This is a genomic window from Psychrobacter sp. S1-30-MNA-CIBAN-0213, from assembly GCF_040309845.1.
Classification (GTDB): Bacteria; Pseudomonadota; Gammaproteobacteria; order Pseudomonadales; family Moraxellaceae; genus Psychrobacter.
This window is the reverse complement of record NZ_JBEOPE010000004.1, coordinates 206,452-227,191: the sequence shown is the minus strand read 5'-3', so window position 1 is coordinate 227,191 and position 20,740 is coordinate 206,452. Positions and strand designations below refer to the sequence as shown.

Here is a 20,740-nt window from a genome sequence, read left to right as displayed (position 1 = left end):
CCATGTTAAATCTCTGGTTACACCGTGTTGCAAAATATAGTGTGATCTCAAGCTTGCTACTGTGTAGCAATTGGGCGATGGCGAGTGGGCTGCAAGTCTCTCCCATCTCCTTAAACTTGCAAGCTCGAGAAAATGCCAGTGGTCTGACCTTAAGTAATACTGGTGACAATGTGGTACATGCGCAAGTGCGTGTGTACCACTGGTCACAGGATGAAACAGGCGATCAGCTCACACTATCACGAGGATTATTGGCCAGTCCGCCAATGATTGAGCTTGACCCAAACGACAAGCAATTAATTCGAATTATCCGTGCCAAAGCACCGCCGCAAGGCAGTGGCGCTGTAGAAGATAGCTACCGGATTTTGGTTAATGAGTTACCGATTAAATCCCCTGACCAAAAAAGTGGCTTACAGTTTGCATTGAGCTATTCCCTACCCGTATTTGTACAACCTGTTGGAGTTGTCAAGACCGCCCCAAAACTGCAATGGAGCACGCATGTGCAGCCAGAGGGTAAGCAGATAAAGTTACGGGTCCACAATAGCGGCAATGGTCATGCCCAACTGGCAAGCCTAAGCTTTGTAGATACGACTGGTACTAGCATTGATGTCCATAAAGGTTTGCTGGGTTATGTTTTACCAGGCGCTACCATGTACTGGACACTGAAAACACCGCCCTCGGCACTAACGACAGGTGGTAAATTCAAGGCAATGATCAATGGAACTGAGACGATACAAGACGTTACGCTGGACACTTCCGATCGCTAAAATAGCCTTATTGCAAACCTTAATGATACCTATCAGCCATGCTATCGAACCAAACGATATCATAGCTACCTCTACAGACCTTCCCAACGACAGTTTCGCACAGCTTGATTTAGACCGTGACAATCGTGACGAAAACAACCATCCAGACAAGCTTGATCTCTATTTGGAGGTTAAGCTTAACGGCGCTGATAAGGGCTTAGCGTCCTTCGAATACTATAATGACCAGTTATGGGCCAGTACCAACGTATTGCAGCAACTCGGCTTTATAGTGCCGCCTGACACCCTCGAACCAATACCGCTAAACACTTTACCTGATATCAAGATCGATTATGACGCCCGCCAGCAAACGGTCGATATTATTGCACCGCTAAACATGCTCAACCTTGCCACGACCGTCGTTAATACCCGCAATAGTAAACGCCCACAACCGACCGCCTCGCCTGGTTTTCTGTTAAATTACAACCTCTATGGCACGCAAACAGAGGACAACGCGACCAGCCTAAGTGCTTATACAGAACTGCGTGCGTTTAATGACCTCGGTGTATTAAGCTCTACTGCCTTGACAACTGGAAATCGCTTTGCTGGTAGCAATACTAATAGTAATGATTGGGACAGCCGTACGGTGCGTTTGGATAGCAGTTGGAGCAAGTCTTTCCCTGATAAGCTGCTCACCGTCAGCGCTGGCGACATACTCACAGGGGCACTGTCATGGACCAGGTCGACACGCTTAGGCGGTCTGCAATTTGGCACTAATTTTGACCTGCAACCCTATATGACCACCACGCCTTTGCCATCGTTTTTTGGTTCTGCCACCTTGCCCTCAGCGGTAGAGCTGTATGTGAATGGTCTCAAACAATATAGCGGTGACGTACCCGCCGGTCCGTTTGAGCTACATACAGCGCCTAGCTTCAGTGGTGCGGGCAATGCCCAACTCGTATTGACCGATGCATTAGGACAAAATACCGCGCTTAATTTTTCACTTTATGATGCCCATCGTTTACTGCAACCAGGGCTGTCTGATTGGTCAGTAGAGCTTGGTGCCGTGCGCGAAAATTATGGTGTTAAATCTTTTGATTACGGCAGCGATATTGCGGGCTTTGGCACTTGGCGTTATGGGGTCAGTGATCGCTTTACTGCCGAAACCCATGCTGAAGTGACTGAAGGTCTTAGTAATGTTGGTGTCGGTGGCACTTGGTTATTGGGTAGTAAAGGTGGTGTCTTATTTGCCTCGCTAGCGGGCAGCGACAGCCAAGGTGAAGGTGGATTGCAATACAGTGCAGACTACTCTTGGAATAACAGTCGCTTCCATATCGGTCTCAATGCCACTGGTACTCATGGTGACTACCGTGACGTCGCCACACGTTACGGAGATGCTCCCAACCGCCGAAGTGAACAACTCTCAACAGGTTATAGCACACAATCTCTGGGCAGTTTTAGTGTGAGTTATAATCAGATCGCTTTTGCGCAGCAAGAGACCTCACAGTTTGCCAGCGCCTCTTGGCGGAAGTCCTTTGGGCGACGGCTGAGCCTGAACGCTAACTACAATCATGATATCCATAACTCTGATAATAATAGTGTCTCTTTTGGCGCCTCGCTATCCTTAGATCGTAATATCTCGCTGAATAGTAGTGTGCAGAGCACCAACGATCGTCATGACTTGGTAACAGATATATCGCAATCAACACCAAGTGCGCGCGGCATAGGTTGGCGCGCGCAAGCAAGGCACAGTACAAGTAATAATAGTACGGGTAATAATAGCAGTACCGATGGCTTAGCCGAATTGAATTATCTTGGTCCATACGGACGACTACAAGCTGGTATCAGTAGTAACAATGATAACTATTCTACCTATGCTAGCGGTACAGGCGCGCTAGTTATGATGGGTGGAGGATTGTTTGCCGCACGCCAAATCAACAGTGGTTTTGCCGTGGTCTCCACTGATGGTATCGCCGATGTACCAGTGCTGCTACAAAACAGCCCCATCGGTACAACGAATAAACGGGGTCTATTATTGGTAACACCATTGAACGCTTATCAAGACAATAAGATAGCTATTGACCCTATGGATTTGCCCGCTGACCTGCGGATTGACAAGGTGAATATTGAAGCCACGCCGACTGACCGCGCAGGAGTATTAGTAAGCTTTGGTATCACACCGGTGCGCTCTGCCTCTGTTATCCTCACAGACAGCGATAACCAGCCACTACCGTTAGGCAGTCAAGTACAGTTACTTACGAACAAAAATGCACCTTCAGCAGTTATTGGATTTGATGGCGAAGTCTATTTGGATACATTAGATGAGCACAATATCCTAACAGTGATAATGCCCTCTAATGATAGTTGTACGGTCAGCTTTGATTATCATAAACAAGGCGATGATATTCCACTAATCGGTCCTCTCATCTGTCAAAAGGTAGAAGAATAATGAAATTGTTAAGATGGAAATATAGTCTATTTTTGATAGTAGGTGCATGGTGGTTACCATCAGGGAATGCTTATGCCGCACCCAATGTTACTTGTGAAGCAGGTATGAATACAGCAGTGGGAAGTACCGGTAACGTGAACATTAGCGATGGTGTCACCCCCGCCAACGCCGATGACGCAAGGATTAGTGCTACATTGAACTACAGATGCACCAATAGCGGCTCCGCAGGATATGTATCGGTCTGCCTTGCGGTAGATGGTGGCAACAATAACAGCACTTACCCTCCGCGTTACATGAAGAATGGGGCTGTCGATTCAAGCTTGGCTTTTACCATGACATTGCCAGGAAGTATTAATTGGGGCACCCGCAATTCTAGTGGTTCTGAATTCAACTCAGGCTCACTCGCTATTGCCGAAAACTCATTTATCTCAGGCAACGTGGCTATTGATATCTCTCTGCTCTCAAACTATGACAACGCTCTCGCAACATCCGGAACCTACATCAACGATTTCAATGGCAGTCATACCGCATTAACGTTTAGGGCTAACGAAATATCATCTGGCCTTGACTGCTCAACAGGTAATTTAGGAGTAGATCAATTCCCATTTACCGTTCAAGCGACCGTAATTCCAAGCTGCTCAGTTACCTCTACCACTGATGTCAATTTAGGTTCTCATTCTGCAAATAGAAACAATATCATGAGTAATAACTCTAGCGCGATTGGCGTGACCTGCACAAATAGCGCACCCTATACTATCGGCTTGATGCCCTCCAATAACAGTATAGATGGTGCTGGTGTCATGAGTGGTACTGGTAACAATACCGATAAGATACCTTATCAACTGCGTTCAACTGATGGTGCAAGTGGAAATATATGGGGAAATACCGCCACCTCGAATAACGTAGGGAACGGCGTAGTAGGTACTGGCGATGGAACCTCTCAACTAAAGACCGTCTATGTTACTGTTCCCAGTGCCGATTTTAAACCTGATAACTACTCCGACATCGTAAGCATAAACGTCAATTATTGATAGCAGCTGCTCCTTTGAGAATAATAAAACTTTGTGGTTTTAGATATTTAAATCTCATTCCTATGGTTATAGTGCTCATTAGATTAGAGCGAGAAAAATTGTGTTTGCCGATTGCTATCGATAAGAACATTGAAAGAAAGTATTTATTTTGCGAATGTGTAAGCAGGAAAGTGATACATATTCACCATAAAACCAACATAAACTGGTTATTAGCTTTACACATCGGTCTGAATCATTCACTAACGCAAATCATCAACCACCGCCAACATCGCAATCAACGATGCCTCTCCTAGTTTGATAGAACGCTCTGGTGACCAGCCCATGTCTGCATCAGGTAGATTATCGTTATCTTTAAAAGGCATCTCTAAGGTATTGGCAAGGCAATCAAAACGTTCTGCCACCCAGTTAGTTGCGACAGTCATGTTTGCTGTACCTGGCGCATCAACGTCATAACCAAATTGTGACTGAAAATCAGCGCTGGCTAATTTCAACACGTCTGAAAATTTATCACGCAGACGTGCGAGGCGATCGTTATAACTTGGCGTCCCTTGAGAGCCGGCAAGAAACACATAAGGCAGCGCTTCATCGCCGTGCACATCATAAAACAGGTCAACGCCTGTCGCCTCCATTTTGTTAATCACATGGAACACTTCAGGGCTTTTTTCTAAGCTTGGATTTGACCATTCACGGTTCAAGTTAGTACCGACAGCGTTGGTACGCAGATGTCCGCGCACACTACCGTCGGGGTTCATATTCGGCACAATATAGAAGTTCGCTTTCTCTAACAACAACCTAGCAGTGGCGTTGTCACTATCTAATAGGCTATATAACAATCCTTCAACCAACCATTCAGCCATCGTCTCACCAGGATGCTGACGCGCAGTGATCCAAATGTTGCGTTTATTCGCATCACTATTGCTATCGCCATTACTGATTTTTACTAAGGTTAAGTCACGCTTATCAAGCGTTTCACCTAGATGTTCTAGAGTCACTAATGGATGCGTTTGTACGGCGGCTAATAAATCTTGATGACGCTCATAACTGTAAGGGGCAAAATAAGCAATTTGAATGGTTTCACATTCTAAATCTGCCACGATGGTTAACTTACCATCTTTATAAGTGGTTGGCAAACGGAACCAATACTCCCGATCGTACGAAGCAACCGCTTGGTAATTTTCCCACCCTTTAACGTAGGACGCCTCCCCTGCATTGACAATATCGAGGACATATTGCTCGCCAACCTGACCTGATAAACGAAAGTTAAACCACTGGAAAAACTTGCCACCAACGTCTGGACGAATAGCCAACTGGATATCCTTTTTATCGTCTAAATTAATAACGTCAATATTACCTGCATCGAAATTAGCAGTGATATGCATAACCTTTCCTTAATAAGTTTCTAAGAATCTCAAAATTAATTCTAAATACAGAAGTGTTTCATCGGCTTTAAAATACAGTAAAGCCTTTTAAACTATATATTTTATAGTCTAAAAGGCTCAATCACCAATTTTATCTAGGTGAAAAATTTAAATTTAGAGTCTATTCTAGCACCCATCAACATCAGATATAACTTAAAGTATTGTTAGCTCGACTTATATGGAAACCGCTCTATTTTTTACATATTTAAAATACTGTATCGGGAAAACCTTGTCATACGCCCAGTTATAAGAGAAGGTGTAAGCCAGATAAAATCCAACCAATGACGCATCCATAATAAAGGCTTGCCATAAACTAATGCCAAGATACCATGAGACCATGGGCAGATATAGAAGCAGCAGACCACCCTCAAATAGCAGTACATGAAGCACTCGAATCGCTGGGGTCTTAAATGTGCTGCGTTTAAACTTTACCATGCCTTTATCAAAGACAATATTGAAACCGTAGTTCCATATAGTCGCTATGATAGAACCTACAATGGCAATAACACCGATATCTTTGATATCAAAATCAAAAAAGAAGCTCATAATGGGAATGGATAGTATTAATGCAATTATTTCAAATCCAACAGCGTGACGTATACGATCTCTATGAGTTCGCATGATTAATCCTTATAGAATATAAATTCATATTATTTAGTTGACTCTATTGTATCTGTTAAACTAATAGATCAAAGTTACTGTCTATAGGAAAAACCGATACATGAACTTTTCTTTAGAGCAACTGCAAGCATTTGTGGCAACAGTAGAAACTGGGTCGTTTTCAGCAGCAGGACGGCGACTTGGCAAAGCGCAATCATCGATTAGTGCGGCGGTGGCAAATTTAGAAATCGACTTGGGCAACGTGTTATTTACTCGAAATAGTCGCTATCCTGAATTGACGGCGGAAGGTAAACGGCTGCTAGCTGAAGCGTATTTAATACTGGAGCGCTGCGAGCATTTCTTTGGGGTGGCCCAAAGCTTAAGTGAAGGTGTCGAAAGCCGCTTGGTGCTGGCAGTCGATGACCTTTATCCGTCAGAGTGGCTGGCGCGATTGCTCGATGAGTTTGATAACTTGTTTCCTACTGTGGAGTTAGAATTGCTGCTGCCCATTATGGAAGATGTCAGTCGTTTGATTTTAGAAAAGCGCGCGGATTTGGGCATTATGTGGAGCCAAGAGGATTTGCCATCGGCTATTAGTTTTCATACCTTAGGCTGGATTCCGCTTAAGATGGTTTGTGCGCCTGAGCATGAAATAGCAAACCGAGTGGTCAGCTGGGAGGACTTAAAAAGATATCGTCAGCTCATTGTTGCAACGCGCAGTGAGAGTAAAGAAAAATCACGCCTACGGGTTGCGGCCGATGTATGGTGGGTTGAGAGTCAGTGGGTGATTATTGAGCTGGTGCAACGTAACCTTGGTTGGGCATTAGTGCCTGAGCATATTATCGTTGATGCGTTAAAGGATGGCTCTTTGGTATCACCAAAGCTGGATTTTGATAAGCACAGTTGGCCCGTTGCGGTTGAGCTGATTTGGCATAAAGAAAAACCGTTAGGTAAGGCAGGCACGTGGTTAAAGCAGGCGGTTATTACTTTAGACCAGCAAGCGTAATAGCGTTTCTTTATATAGTCGATACTGAATAAAATGGATACACGACACTATGATGCGTGACTGGTACAAATTTTCCTTGCTTGCTGTACCTACACCGATAGAGGCTGCAAAACCAACATTAAAAAACTAAGCATCCCAGCCACGCTGTATCTCTTTTATATTGACCTGACTATAGTTATCAACTATTCGTTCGTTAAAATCGTAAAAAGCCCTCTTCGCTATTTTGTATATAACGTAAAGGGCTTTAAGCAGAGCATTACTTTATAGGTTTGCCTTATAGATTGGTTTTAAATCAACTGAGCCAAATCAGTCAACTTATCCAATACTATATCTGGCGAGGACTTTTCAAGCTGTGCTTTGGTCTGCGCGCCAGTTAATACGCCTATACATAAGCCGCAATTGGCATTTTTCCCTTCTTCAATATCGATGCCACTATCCCCCGCTTTTAACACTTGCTGTGCATTTTCAATATCAAACTTATCCATGGCAAGCGTAATCATATCTGGCGCTGGGCGACCATTCACCACATCATCAGCTGTAATTAGTGCATCAATCTCGCGACCCACTGACCACCCTAAAATAGTTAATATCTTATTGGCAGTCTTTGCGTCATAGCCCGTATTTAAAACCACTGTTCTACCACTGGCTTTTAGCTTATCAAAGAAAGCCAACATGCCATCAAAGGTAGCCAAAGTATCTGCTGTATAAGCCTTCGCTAAACTGGTTTTAAAAATCGTAAATGCTGTATCGGTAAGTGACTTAATATCATTCTCAGCGATATCCAATTCATTCAGTATGTCATTGATCGCTTGGCGTTTTTCCTTGCCAGCGCCAAACTCTAAGCAGATATCCAAATCAACTTCTTTATCCACTTTATCGTCATCGCTAAGCGCTTGATTGATCGCATCACGTACCGTTTTATAGACGAGATTGTCTTCATTGACAGTCGTGCCTGCCATATCAAAAACACATAATTTAATATGATTGAATGGTTCTTTAATACTATTAATATCTGTACTCATTATTTTGACTCCAATACTAAATGAATTAACTCTTCACCAAATGCAAAGCCTGTCGATGCGCCAGTGCCGCTAGTGACAGAGCCGACAACCACCCCTTTTTCTGGTGAGGCTTTAAAAACTACGTTATCACCGCTGGGATAAACACCTAACCAATGCTGCACGATATCAATCTCGCCAATATCCATCACTTGATGAAACTCGTTAATGATTAAATCATCAAATCGCACATCCCTAAATGGCAGCTCCTTATCGCTATAATCATGGCTATCACCAATAATGAGAGAGCCATCGGCGGATTGCACCACGATTAGATGAACGCCTGCTTTGCGCTCGGCTGACTGAATATTATCCAGCAATGAGATTAACCTTTGGGCTTCAGGTAATTGGGCAAATCCATCATAACGAGCAAAGCTTAAATCCGACATCACCGCTGCATTTAGCTTAAATGCTTTTTTTGGCATGACACGCATCATATTGAGCGTGCAAAGTTTGGCCTTAGCCTGCGCTAAAGTCTCTGGATATAAGCTATGCAAATCTGTACCGGGACAGACGACACAATGCTCTGCTTGCAGCGTACCACGGCTGGTATGCACCATAGGTAGCTCGATGGAATGCACAGTGGTTTTATTATAAAAATCTACGCCATGCGCTCGACTTAGCCAATTCGCCAGTTTGCCAATGGCAGTTTTTGATTCGACTCTGAGCTCATGAGGACTATATAACACCCCCAAACCGTTTTTAAGATAAGGCGTATTTTCTGCTATTTCAGCTTGCGTCAGTAATCGACAAGATACGCCCATCTCTGTTTGTAAAAATGCTTCAGCCACATCCATTGCTTCTGGGCGCTGAATGAGCATATGCAGACCGCTATGCTCCACCTCGATACCTGCTTTGGGTGCAATGTCTGCCCAGACATTACGCGTATGCATGGCTCGCTGCCAATGCTCGCCACTTTGCTGCCCACTCACGGTGACAAAACCAAAGTTACGCACTGAGGCATCTTTATTTTGTGACTCACGCTCGACCAGTGCCACACTCAGCCCCTTTCTAACCGCGGCATAAGCGCTGGCAAGACCGACAATGCCACCACCGACGATTACCACATCGTATTTTTTTTCAGATAGCTTTTTTATTGATTCCATTGCGCCTTTCTCTATTTTTAATAATTTGACCTTAAGATTTAATATTCAGCGAGCACCGTCTAACTTATAGCTTTTGACCGTGGAAAAATGCCCTGTGCTTATCTAATAACTCAGCGGTGAGTGGCTCAGCATACGTTTTTACATTTTTGATTTGATTCTCAGATGCAACAGTTTCACCGTCATAGATGATATTTGGATATATCTCTAACAGCTGTGGTCGCGCATTTTTGACGATGATTTCGGCCATTTTCATCGCATTTTTATTGGTTTTATCGCCTTTATCGATGACAGCCACCGACTCACTCAGCGTATAGTTACCTTCGCTAGGATCGATGTAATCAATGGGCAATCCTTCTGCTTTATTAACAACTGCTTGATGACGCATGCCAAAGCCAATAGGCACTTCACCTGCCATTACTTTCTTCAATGGACCTGACCCTGATAATTCTAAATTTGGCCCCGCGTTTTCACGAATACGATTCATGATGGTTTGCCCCTCGGTACCCATGCCATAGGCAGCAGTGATATTCTGCACAAACAACCAACCGGTCGATGAGCCATTGGGATCAACCATCGCAATTTTGTTTCTGTAAATGGGTTTTGCCAAATCTTTGGCACTGGTTGGTCTAGGCAAATTTTGCGCGGCCATCTCTTTGGTGTTTAAAATAATTGCCCCAGTAAAGCTTAGAATGGGTGCATAGTAACTAGGAACCGCTACTTGGGGATTGACCTCAAAGCTGACATCCTTAAACATCGAATGTTTTGCCTGCGCGCTCTCTAAATAAAATGAGCTCATGGTGACTAAATCTGCTTCTATATTCTTACCTTCGGCCAATAAACGCCCACCAAGCTCACCCGTACCAAACGATTGAAATATATATTGACCTTCATACCCAGCTTTATCTAATACTTCCTGAATAACCTCTACCGCTTCTTCGTCGGCATTGCTATAGATAATGACTTCTTCTGCGTTATTTCCCTCTGAAGAAGCTGAGCTACAACCGCTCAAAATAATTCCGCACGTGAGACCTATTATTAACGTTTTAAATGAAAACATTTTTTATCCTATAGATTTTGTTGAGTTTTAATTATTAAAGTTTGGGTATATTTTCGATAGCTAAATAGCTATAGTCGTTTCAATTTAAAAAGAACATAGTACTGCTGGGATGAATTTTTTGAAGCCTCTGGAGTGCAAAGCGCACAGCAAGCGAGAAAAATTTATACCAGCAGAATGCAATTTTCAACGTATCCCTTTTATTTTGAACTGCCTATAACCATACTTAAGTCGTCGTAGGCGCAATAAGCGTTTCGTCCGTTGCTTTCGGTGTCCCGTAGAGTCGTCTGCTATGTAAGTGACGAATGATGGCAAATAGTATCAAGGCGCAGATATTGGTCAGCAATATCATCAGCGATAAGATAAAAATCTCATCAAAGCGCGCAAAATGCTGTAACTCTACGATTTTGGTGGTGAGCACCATGGTTTTGGCACCAGAGATAAAGATAACCGCGCTAATCGTTACCATGGCACTGATAAAGTAGAAGGATGCCACTTCAATTAAGGTAAAGAATGAATTGGGAATCACAATGCGTCGCAGTGTCGTAAACCATGAATCACCTAATAAGCTAGCCGTCGTCTCCCAGCCTAAGTTCATTTTAGCCAGTGCATTTTTACTCATCAGATAAGGGGTAGCGAAGTAGTGAATGATGTTACTTATCACGATAATAAAAATAGTATTAGCGACAGCAGAGCCTGAAAAAATCATAAGATAGGCAATACCCACAACCATACCTGGCACCGTGTTAGTGACCAATGCTGAACTCTGGATACTGAATTTACCGATTCTGAATAAACTTGAGCGCTCGCACAATAACGCTGAAAAGTAAGTAATTAAGGTGCCAAAGATAGCCGTCAATACTGCTACGATGAGTGAGTTTTTATAGACCCGCATTAAATTGGCAGATTCTAAAACCTTGCTGACGGTTTCCGTACTGAACTGCATTTGATAAGGCCATGTTTTTATCCACGGAATGATAAATATCACCGCAAAAACCATCAGTAAGCAGAACAAGATAGCGCTCGATAATACGGCTAATACTCGGTCTTTGATTTTGGAAGAAGGCAAGTCGATATTTTCAACCGAATCGTAGCGGATATTAAAGCGCGCGACATACCATAGTATGGCAATGCTCAATAACGATGGAATGAGCATAAATAATGCGACCACTGCACCTTTTTCAAACGAAGGCGACGCACCTAGTATTTGCGTATAAAGTTCAATGGCGATGACTTTATATTGCCCACCAATGGACGCTGGGATACCAAAATCAGTAAAGGCTAAAAAGAAACATTGAATCATTGCCGCGGCAAAGGTGCCAATTAACGGACGAATGACCGTCATATCGAACTGGCGCAAAGACGAGTCGCCCATTAATTCTGAGACGATCACGAACTTTTTGTCTAAATACTGAAAGGTATTATTGAGTAATAAAAAGGCAATGGGTAAGGTGTAAATGGTATAGCCAAGCCACATTCCTTGAAAGCCGTATATATTTTCAAACAGCTGAAAGCCGAGTATTTGAGTCAATAAACCTTGCTTACCAAAGGTATAAATAATGGCAAAGCCATAGGTCACCGTTGGCAATAACATGGGCAATAAGGCGGCAACTTTAATGACCTTTTTAAAGCCCTTCGGTAAGTTGGTCCAATGCACGGTATAAGCTAAAATGAAAGCGAGCATGGTGGCGCTCAGAGCACTTACCGTCGCCACAAGAAAACTATTAAACATCACCTGTTTAAAGCTATCACTACTTGCGATAGCGGTATAATTATCTAAACCAATGCCATCGCCGACATTTAATGATAACGCCAGCATTTTACCTAAAGGTATAAATAGAAAGGCGATGAATAAAATCGTCACAAATAGCCAAATGGCTTTCGCTTGGGGTGGGTTACTAAGCTTCATAAACGTCCAAAACAATCAAATGGTCAGGTTTTTACTGAATGACAGCTATAGTCAGTATTTCAGTTACCGATTCAGTCACTGTAAGCTTCTACAACATCAGCCTTGTACAGTGTCTTTTGACTTTTGCTTATCATGGACAGTGATGGCTTTAGAATCAGCATGACGAGGGCTAATATCAGCCTCATACTGTCCATAGTTTTGGGTTTGAGTGTATTTACTTAGCGGATCAACTTCAGAGATACCGTCTGCAAATAAACTTAAGATATTGCGACGTTTGATATTGAGCTGGTTAAGAATGAAGTTGGTGACGAAATCATTGGCAGGGTTGTGTATGATTTCAGCGGGTTCAGCGAATTGCGCCACTTTGCCATCTGATAGCAGTAGGATGCGATCAGATAACGTCATCGCCTCTTCTGGGTCATGGGTGACAATTAAGGTAGTGAGCTGATAGCGCACGGCAATCTCACGAATGCGCTCTTTGACGGTTTCCTTAATTACCCCATCTAATGCAGATAAAGGCTCATCTAACAGTAGTATTTTGGGTTTCATGACTAGCGTACGCGCCAGCGCGACACGCTGTTTTTGACCACCTGATAATTGATGAATGCGCTTACTTAGATGCGCCTTAATATCGAGCAAATCGACCAGTTCATCGACTTCTTGTTGTGTACTCACACTAGGATTATTACGCAGACCGTATTCGATATTTTGTTTGACATTGAGATTAGGGAATAACGCATAATCTTGAAAGACAATATTAAAGCCTCTTTGTCTCATAGAGACACGGGTAATATCTTCCCCGTTATAGGCAATTCGACCACCATTGATATCAGTTAAACCTAGAATCATATGCAGTAAAGTAGTCTTACCGCAGCCGGATGGCCCTAAGATTGAAACTATCTCACCTTTGTTAATTTTGAGTGAAAGATCCTCGAATATCACCTTGTCATCATATCTCTTTGTAACGTGTCTTAGCTCTAACATATCCACTCACCTAATCGCTTATGATTAAAATTTTATTATTTATCTTGGATAGGTCAGCAGTGTATCTAGCAGATATGACATTTCGATGAAAAAATATGACAATACGAAGTCAGCTTGACGTAAGGTTAGACCTCCTCATGTGTAATAAACCTTTGTATGCCAAGCGATACAAAGGTTTTTTGCTAACTAGCAGCACAGCACGAGATAATTTTAATCTAATACTCGTCATATTGTTAGCTTAGCTACCTTAACGTCTTCTTAACAGGCTAATTGCTATCGTAAAGAATTACGTTCCTTATAATTCTTTTGAGAAGCCTAGTTATGTCGATATCTCAAGCACTTAGCACTGATGATACTAAAGCTAATACTAAAAAAGGCCATATAAGTAAAATCTTTAATTACGAGATTAATCTTAATTATCTGATTATCATTGTTACCCTTTATTTAGTAGCCACCGCGAATATTGGTTTTTTTGCGCAAGTGCTAAGTATTTATCCTTTTAGCACAAATATTGGCTTTATAGTTTCTATCACAGGCTTACTGTTCGGCTTGATGTGGCTACTCTTTCAGTTATTGTGTTATCGACCAATCGCCAAACCAGTCCTAATTGCTATGGTAATGATAGCTGCCGTGTGTAGTTATTTTACTGATGGGTATGGGACAATATTCGATAGTAGTATGCTGATCAATAGCTTGCAAACCGACCAAGCAGAAGCAATGGGACTAATGGCGCCAAGTTTTTTTATTCGTGTCATTTTACTAGGCGTTATACCTGCTGTTATTATTGCTAAAATTCGTATAAAACGCTTTCCTTTACGTCGAGCATTATGGCAACGAGCGGTTACTTTGATACTCTCTATCGTATTAATAGCCATCTGCCTACTGCCCTTTGGCGACCAATACGCCACTTTTTTTCGCCAGCATAAAGTGGTTCGTAGTTATACCAACCCCATTACTCCTATCTACTCTGTCATCAAACTGGGTACCAATTACGTCGATGAATTGCGCCGTCCTGATACCCTAATACTTCATGCGACAGATGCCAAACGTATAACACCCGTCACTAGCACTAGTAAAGTAAAACCCAAATTGATGGTATTTGTCGTCGGTGAAACGGTCCGCGCTGATCACATCGGCCTTAACGGCTATAAGCGCGATACTATGCCGCTACTGGCCAGCCAGCCAGATATTTATAGTTTCAAAAATGCGACCTCTTGTGGCACCTCTACCGCTTATTCCGTACCCTGTATGTTCAGCTATGCTGATAGAAAGGATTATGATGCCAGTAGTGCGGATTATAATGAAAACGTGCTTGATACTCTTCATAAACAAGGCGTCAACGTCGTTTGGCGAGACAACAACTCAAGCTCTAAAGGGGTTGCGGATAGAGTCACTTTTGAGGATTATAAAACGTCAGATGTTAATCCTAGTTGTGACGGCGAATGTCGTGATATCGGCATGCTCAATGGCTTTGATAAACTGGTAAAATCAGACGTACCTGCTAAAGATACGCTTATTTTATTGCATCAAATGGGCAATCATGGCCCTGCTTACTACCAACGTTACCCTAAAGAGTTTGAAGAGTATCAGCCGGTATGTATGACCAATGAGCTATCTAAGTGCGACGATCAGTCCGTCATCAACGGCTATGATAATGCCATTCGCTATACTGATTACTTCTTGAATAACGTTATCAATACGCTAAAAGCTTATGAGCAGGATTATGATGTGGTGATGGTATACATCAGCGATCATGGAGAAAGTTTGGGCGAAAATAATATCTACCTGCATGGTCTACCATATAGTATTGCGCCAGACGCCCAAAAACAGGTGCCTGTGATTGTCTGGTCGCCTACTGGCAATGGTATTGATGGCAACAGTATGGATAAAAGCAGTCTCGCCAGCATGATTGACCAGCCCGTATCACACGACTTTATTACCCCTACCTTACTAGGCTTCTTCGGTATTACTGCCGATGAAGTAAAAGCAGCACCAACCTTTTTTAAAACTGTTAATTAATCTTTTTAACCCAAGCACTGCTAGCATTTATGCACGAGACACCTATGTATAAGATACTTATTATTGAAGACAATCCCGATATCGTGGCCAATATTTATGCTTTTTTTGAGCCAAAAGGCTTTGAGCTGGATAACGCTCATAACGGGATTAGTGGCTTAACGCTGGCCTCAAATAATTATTATGACGTTATTCTACTAGATGTGATGCTACCTGGTATGGATGGTACAAAACTGTGTAAAAAGCTGAGAGAAGAATTGCATAATAAAACCCCAGTATTGATGCTGACAGCTCGCGATACTATTTTGGATAAAGTCGCAGGCTTCGATAGTGGTGCCGATGATTATTTGGTTAAGCCCTTCTCACTCGTTGAACTAGAATCACGTATCAAAGCCCTCATACGTCGACATCAAGATGACCACTTTGGGCACAGTATAGAGATTGGCAAACTGTCTTTGAATACTGAGGAGCATACGATTAGCCGAGAAGGCCAATCATTAAAGCTCACACCAACAGGGTTTAAAATATTAAATACATTGATGTGCGCTGCACCTAGAGTCGTCAGCAAGAATGAATTAGAGGAAAAGGTATGGGGTGAGGATATTCCAAGTAGCGATGCATTGCGTACCCATATGCATAGTGTGCGTGCACAAGTCGATAAACCGTTTGCTAAAACCATGCTAATCACCGTACCCGGTGTTGGTTATCAGATTATTGACCCAGACAAGGTATAAAATCCGATAATAGGCTTTAGCTGCTTATTCTTATTATAAGTAGTATTTTTCGTAATTATTATCACTCTTCTTACTGTCTTTCCCTACGAAGTAAATGCCATGTTTAGTCTTGACTCTATCGTTAACAAGTTTCGAATATCATATTTCTTATTCGCAATATTGCTTTGCGCAACTTTCGTCAGTATTTTTATGTATGCTGAAGTCAGAATAGAGCAAGATTTGGTCAAAGCTCGCTTGCTACAACAGTTAGAGCTTAGTCGAGAAAAAGAGGGTGAGCAAACTATCTATGTCGCAGATCCAGGCATAAAAATTTATCGCTATGGCAGTGCGCCTGAAAGTTTGAAAGCTATAGCGACCGAAACGGTGCAGGAAACTTCTATCACGATAAATACGGAATCGGGTTCACATGCAAGTAACCTTCATTTCTTTATCCATCAACAAGATAAACAGAAATATATTTTGACCTACTTAGAAGGCACCGAGATGGTGATAGGTAACTACCCTGTCTTGGCGATATTTGAACACTTAGAAGATATATTTGCCAATGCCTTAAGAGTCGCCGTTATTCTAAGTTTATTAATTGCCGCAATATTCTCTCAGTTGTCCTCTAGGCAAATTACTAAACCTTTATTAGACTTAAAAAAAGCAGTAGAAACCGATCATCAAAATTTAACCGAATTGACTCATTTGCCATCGGAGGTTGGCGTATTAGCGCGAGCCATTGATGAGAAAAACCATAAGCTTGAGCAGTATCTAAAGCGCGAGCAGTTGTTTACCGGTGATGTTAGCCATGAGCTGCGCACGCCATTAACGATTATCATGGGTGCGTCAGAAGTGTTGGCCTCACAATTAGCAAGCGACAGCCATTTGAACGAATTTACCAATCGCATTAGCAATACTGCCAAAGAAACCTCTGAGATTATCAGCGCTTTATTATTGCTCTCTCGTGCGCCTGAAAAACTAGACACGCCGCAAACCTCTATCAACAATATTGCTTCAAATGAAGTAGAGCGCTTAAAGTACTTGCTGCGCTATAAGACGGTGACTTGCACAGTCGTGGCTGAACAAGAGTATTTCGCCTATGTACGACCTGAACTGCTAAAAATGGCACTGGGGAATCTAATAAAAAATGCCTTTCAATACACGGACGATGGTGAAGTAATGATTACTATTGATGATAAAAAAATCACCGTTACTGATACAGGTCTGGGCATTCCTGAAGCTTTGATGCCCCTGCTTTATGAGAGATTTGAACGTCTAGAGCAACCGCATAATGATACGCAGTTGGATACAGAGGTATTGTCAACAGGATATTCTAGTTATAAGGTTGAAGGCACAGGATTGGGTCTTAGCATCGTGCAGCGCATCATGGCGCATATGGGCTGGCAACTTACCCATCAAGCCAATGATTCAGGCGGCAGTACCTTTAGTATTTATTATACATAACGTCTACTAAGAGACTGCCTTTAAAAGTCCTAATGTATTACAAGTAAGTGGCAATGATGTTAATCAGTAAGGCAATAATGACTAAATTAAAGACAAAGGCGATGATACTGTGAAGAGTAGCCAGATTCCGACCTATTTTAGAGGTAAAGACAATATCAGCGGTCTGACCTGAAGTACCGATAGCAACTGCACAATAAAAAAAATCTTCAAAACTGACGTCAATTGGTGTCCTCCGATCAGCGTTAGTCTCCATCATTGTTTCAGGGAAAGCTAAGGGTAAAATATGACCTTTTTGCGCCTCAGAAAAATATAAATAGGCATACTGCATGGCAAAAATAATTTGAATCATCAGCCAAGTAATGAATATCGTCCCAATAGTCAGACTAATACTTAGAGCAAACATAAGGTCTTGATAGTTCTTACCAATTCGAGTTTGTTTAGCGATGGCATAAACGCAAATGAAACTTGAAACTATAATCAAGCTTAAAATCGAAAACTTGCTTTGCTTAGCACTATTTAAGTGCTCGTGCATCGTATCTTTTCGTAGCATGATTATGATAGTACTCAGAAAAACAAGAATGGCGCAGTCCCATCCTATAATAAAGCTGGTACTAAAAGACAACGACCAAATACTGGTTGCTAATATCCCAACGATAAGCCCCATCAACAGACTACCTAGCAAACGCCAATGACTAAGAAACGTATCTGATGATAGTGCCATAATTTTAATCATACTTTATCAATGAGGATTCAGATTATACAACTATACTGAGTGGTATTAACTTACATCATCAATAGGAATGTTTCAAAACCATTTTTTATTCTTAAAATACATAATAATGCTCACTGTTATCGTTACCATCAAACTAAGTAAAATAAAATAACCATAGTGCCACTTTAGCTCAGGTATGTACTCAAAATTCATGCCGTAAACGCCTACCAAAAATGTTAATGGTATAAATACCACTGACACCAAAGTCAAGGTACGCATGATTTCATTCAAACGATGTCCCTGAATTGAGAATATTAGGTTGATTTTACTGTCAAGTTCAAACAACTCAAAATCAATTTCATCAATTAAATTGTTTGCTTGCTCTTTGAGCTCTATGAAATATTTGCTTTCCATAGCGATAATGTTAATTGTTTCTAGTTTTACAATCGTATTACGCAAGCTTAGCGTCGCTTTCTTAAAATTTAACATGCGACGTTTTTGCTCCTCAACCTTTTCAGTAAAATAAGGTGTTGGATTAATATTCGTCACCTTTATAGAGTCACTGTCAGCATTCAATAATTTTTCAAACGTCTCCTCATAGTTTGCTATCAGTGATTCAATCAAAAGAAAGATTAGGTAATCGACTCTTTTGCTTCGTACTTGCCCTTTACCTTGAATCAAGCGATCACGAATCCACTGAAAATGGTCGCCAATATTCTCTTGCAAACTCCATAACATATTTGACGATACAACAAAAATCAGTTGTTCATTATCTAAATTTTTATCATCAGTTTTCAATACTTTTAAAGCGATGAACAATACGTTATCCAGCTCGATAACCTTGTTGGCATGGTCATCATCTTGGAGTAATTTAATTAAAAAGTCATCAAACTGATTTTGGATGACAATTTGTCTCATCTCGTCTAATTCGCTCAGCCCATAGGTATTGAGCCAAAAAACCTCGTCACCCTGTGTCTCAAAGTTCAACTTGGTAATGTCATCACAAGGTAGTTTTGATACTCGTGAGGATGAATACGCGATGAGTGTCGTGTTTTGTAAGAATTTTTCTGACATCACTTCCCCCTATAGAAACACCTTTGATCAAAAGCTTAACAAGGTTGCTATTCAAGCCAAAAATGAGAGTGGTTAAATATTTGATATTTGATATTTGATATTCAATGACTTCTTTATTCCAAAATACGCTACAACAATGATTAAGTTAACAGATAGATGCCCTTTCGAGTGTAGCTAATACTATTTAGATAGTGATTTAACTCAGATAAGTAAGCAATGTTTATTATATTCACTCGCTAATTAAACCCTTAATTCCCGCTAAGTTTCTCCTATGTCGTTTCTCGTATTATAGATTCATACCCACAAGGTAGCTGACAAAACCGTTAACGGTGTGTCAGAAATTGACTTAATAAAAAGGATGAATCTTATGAAAAACTTATCAGTGTTAACCAAATCAATGATTGTCGCCCTTACTATTGCAGGTGTAGGTGCAACCGCTATAGCAGCCCCTGCCGCCAATACCAAAGCGGTAACTGGTTCAAGTGAAGCCGTTAGCGCCATGCAAAGTAAAATCAGCTTAACGCAGGCAATTGAGATAGCTAAACAGAATGCTAAAGGTGATCTGGTCAACGCAGAATTCGATTATGACGATGATGATAATGGCAAGGGTGCCGTAACGGGCGAGTATGAAGTTGAGTTCGTATCAAACGGTACGGCTTATGAAGTCAAGATTGATGCCAATACGGGTAAAGTTCTCAAGACTGAGCAAGAAAAACTAGATAAAGAGGACATGGCTGAATACAGTGCTATGAAGCAGGCCAAAGTTACGCTGACTAGTGCCATGCAAAAAGCAGCACAAAGTGTGAATGGTAAAGTAATTAGTGCTGAGTTCGAGCTAGAAAAAGGTCAATCTGTTTACGACGTTGAAGTCGTCAAAGGCAATCAGATATATGATGTGAGCATAGATGCCAATACTGGTAAGGTGTTAAGTAGTCAAGTTGACGTGGAGGATGATGACTAAAGAACGAGCCAAAAGAATGAGTTTCAAATTTAGCTATTATCCTATCTTAACGTTTTCTTAACAGCGCTAAGCCCATACTAAGATTTAAGTGCTAACCAGTGACCTTCTCCTAGCTGAGATCATTAGAAAAATAATTATATCGATGATTGCACTTACATTATATTTTAACTTCAACGTTAATAGGCAGCAGTAGCCGATACCATAATAAAACAAGGTGTCAGCTACTGCTTTTTGCTATGTATAAAAACAGATATTAGTTTTACCTTAACGCTTTCTTAACCCCTTCTGTCATATACTCAAAGTCTGCTGATTTTACTAAGTATTTAACATGCTTCTTAAAACCTGCTACATACCCGAATATTAATAACTATTAAGCAATCAATATGAACCATATCGAACCCCTTACTCTCGACAACGACCACACAAACTCCCATCCTGACAA

17 protein-coding genes are annotated in these 20,740 nt (G+C 41.6%); 8 read left to right on the top strand and 9 right to left on the bottom strand.

Going from position 1 to position 20,740, the window contains the following annotated elements; genetic code table 11:
* The first annotated feature begins 2 nt into the window (after window positions 1–2).
* From AAEY87_RS05985 to AAEY87_RS05975, 3 genes are read left to right on the top strand one after another with little or no spacing between them, the layout of a single operon-like run.
* Complete coding sequence (locus tag AAEY87_RS05985) at window positions 3–764, top strand: fimbrial biogenesis chaperone (protein WP_350656354.1); 762 nt, start codon at window positions 3–5, stop codon at window positions 762–764.
* The gene (locus AAEY87_RS05980) at window positions 715–3,189 is read left to right on the top strand and encodes a fimbria/pilus outer membrane usher protein (protein WP_350656353.1); all 2,475 of its coding nucleotides are present in this window, start codon (window positions 715–717) and stop codon (window positions 3,187–3,189) included. The genes AAEY87_RS05985 and AAEY87_RS05980 overlap by 50 nt, the downstream gene beginning before the upstream one ends.
* Window positions 3,189–4,220: a Csu type fimbrial protein gene (locus AAEY87_RS05975; protein WP_350656351.1), complete on the top strand. Its 1,032-nt coding sequence runs from the start codon at window positions 3,189–3,191 to the stop codon at window positions 4,218–4,220. The genes AAEY87_RS05980 and AAEY87_RS05975 overlap by 1 nt, the downstream gene beginning before the upstream one ends.
* Before the next feature lie 239 nt (window positions 4,221–4,459).
* Here AAEY87_RS05975 and AAEY87_RS05970 read toward each other — a convergent pair whose 3' ends face one another.
* Window positions 4,460–5,599, bottom strand: a complete 1,140-nt coding sequence (locus AAEY87_RS05970) for a M14 family metallopeptidase (protein WP_350656350.1) — start codon at window positions 5,597–5,599, stop codon at window positions 4,460–4,462.
* A gap of 213 nt (window positions 5,600–5,812) precedes the next feature.
* Complete coding sequence (locus AAEY87_RS05965; RefSeq protein WP_350656348.1) at window positions 5,813–6,259, bottom strand: PACE efflux transporter; 447 nt, start codon at window positions 6,257–6,259, stop codon at window positions 5,813–5,815.
* 100 nt (window positions 6,260–6,359) lie between these two features.
* On the opposite strand from AAEY87_RS05965, the gene AAEY87_RS05960 reads away from it, so the two are divergent.
* Window positions 6,360–7,244: a LysR family transcriptional regulator gene (locus tag AAEY87_RS05960; protein ID WP_350656347.1), complete on the top strand. Its 885-nt coding sequence runs from the start codon at window positions 6,360–6,362 to the stop codon at window positions 7,242–7,244.
* A gap of 287 nt (window positions 7,245–7,531) precedes the next feature.
* Here AAEY87_RS05960 and AAEY87_RS05955 read toward each other — a convergent pair whose 3' ends face one another.
* The 5 genes from AAEY87_RS05955 to AAEY87_RS05935 form a co-directional block, all read right to left on the bottom strand.
* Complete coding sequence (locus tag AAEY87_RS05955; RefSeq protein ID WP_350656346.1) at window positions 7,532–8,266, bottom strand: HAD family hydrolase; 735 nt, start codon at window positions 8,264–8,266, stop codon at window positions 7,532–7,534.
* A complete protein-coding gene (locus AAEY87_RS05950; protein WP_350656345.1) occupies window positions 8,266–9,408 on the bottom strand; it encodes a TIGR03364 family FAD-dependent oxidoreductase in 1,143 nt (380 codons plus the stop codon). The genes AAEY87_RS05955 and AAEY87_RS05950 overlap by 1 nt, the downstream gene beginning before the upstream one ends.
* Window positions 9,409–9,472: 64 nt before the next feature.
* Window positions 9,473–10,465, bottom strand: a complete 993-nt coding sequence (locus AAEY87_RS05945; RefSeq protein ID WP_350656344.1) for an ABC transporter substrate-binding protein — start codon at window positions 10,463–10,465, stop codon at window positions 9,473–9,475.
* Between the two features lie 223 nt (window positions 10,466–10,688).
* Window positions 10,689–12,371: an ABC transporter permease subunit gene (locus AAEY87_RS05940; RefSeq protein ID WP_350656343.1), complete on the bottom strand. Its 1,683-nt coding sequence runs from the start codon at window positions 12,369–12,371 to the stop codon at window positions 10,689–10,691.
* A 96-nt stretch (window positions 12,372–12,467) separates the two neighbouring features.
* On the bottom strand, window positions 12,468–13,355 hold the full coding sequence (locus tag AAEY87_RS05935; protein WP_350656342.1) for an ABC transporter ATP-binding protein: 888 nt from the start codon (window positions 13,353–13,355) through the stop codon (window positions 12,468–12,470).
* Between the two features lie 321 nt (window positions 13,356–13,676).
* Here AAEY87_RS05935 and AAEY87_RS05930 point away from each other — a divergent pair, with 321 nt between their 5' ends.
* The 3 genes from AAEY87_RS05930 to AAEY87_RS05920 all read left to right on the top strand — a co-directional run bounded on the left by AAEY87_RS05930 (window position 13,677) and on the right by AAEY87_RS05920 (window position 17,551).
* Window positions 13,677–15,374, top strand: coding sequence for a phosphoethanolamine transferase (locus AAEY87_RS05930; RefSeq protein ID WP_350656341.1), 1,698 nt, complete (start codon window positions 13,677–13,679; stop codon window positions 15,372–15,374).
* Window positions 15,375–15,418: 44 nt separating this feature from the next.
* On the top strand, window positions 15,419–16,105 hold the full coding sequence (locus AAEY87_RS05925; RefSeq protein WP_068035754.1) for a response regulator transcription factor: 687 nt from the start codon (window positions 15,419–15,421) through the stop codon (window positions 16,103–16,105).
* A gap of 99 nt (window positions 16,106–16,204) precedes the next feature.
* Window positions 16,205–17,551: a sensor histidine kinase gene (locus AAEY87_RS05920; RefSeq protein ID WP_350656340.1), complete on the top strand. Its 1,347-nt coding sequence runs from the start codon at window positions 16,205–16,207 to the stop codon at window positions 17,549–17,551.
* Between the two features lie 37 nt (window positions 17,552–17,588).
* Here AAEY87_RS05920 and AAEY87_RS05915 read toward each other — a convergent pair whose 3' ends face one another.
* Both AAEY87_RS05915 and AAEY87_RS05910 read right to left on the bottom strand, forming a co-directional pair.
* Entirely contained in the window at window positions 17,589–18,272 is a 684-nt protein-coding gene (locus AAEY87_RS05915; RefSeq protein WP_350656339.1) for a DUF1345 domain-containing protein, read from the bottom strand.
* A gap of 84 nt (window positions 18,273–18,356) precedes the next feature.
* The gene (locus AAEY87_RS05910; protein WP_068035747.1) at window positions 18,357–19,337 is read right to left on the bottom strand and encodes a CorA family divalent cation transporter; all 981 of its coding nucleotides are present in this window, start codon (window positions 19,335–19,337) and stop codon (window positions 18,357–18,359) included.
* A gap of 367 nt (window positions 19,338–19,704) precedes the next feature.
* Between AAEY87_RS05910 and AAEY87_RS05905 the strand changes: the two genes are divergently transcribed.
* A complete protein-coding gene (locus AAEY87_RS05905; RefSeq protein WP_350656338.1) occupies window positions 19,705–20,298 on the top strand; it encodes a PepSY domain-containing protein in 594 nt (197 codons plus the stop codon).
* The last annotated feature ends 442 nt before the right edge of the window (window positions 20,299–20,740 follow it).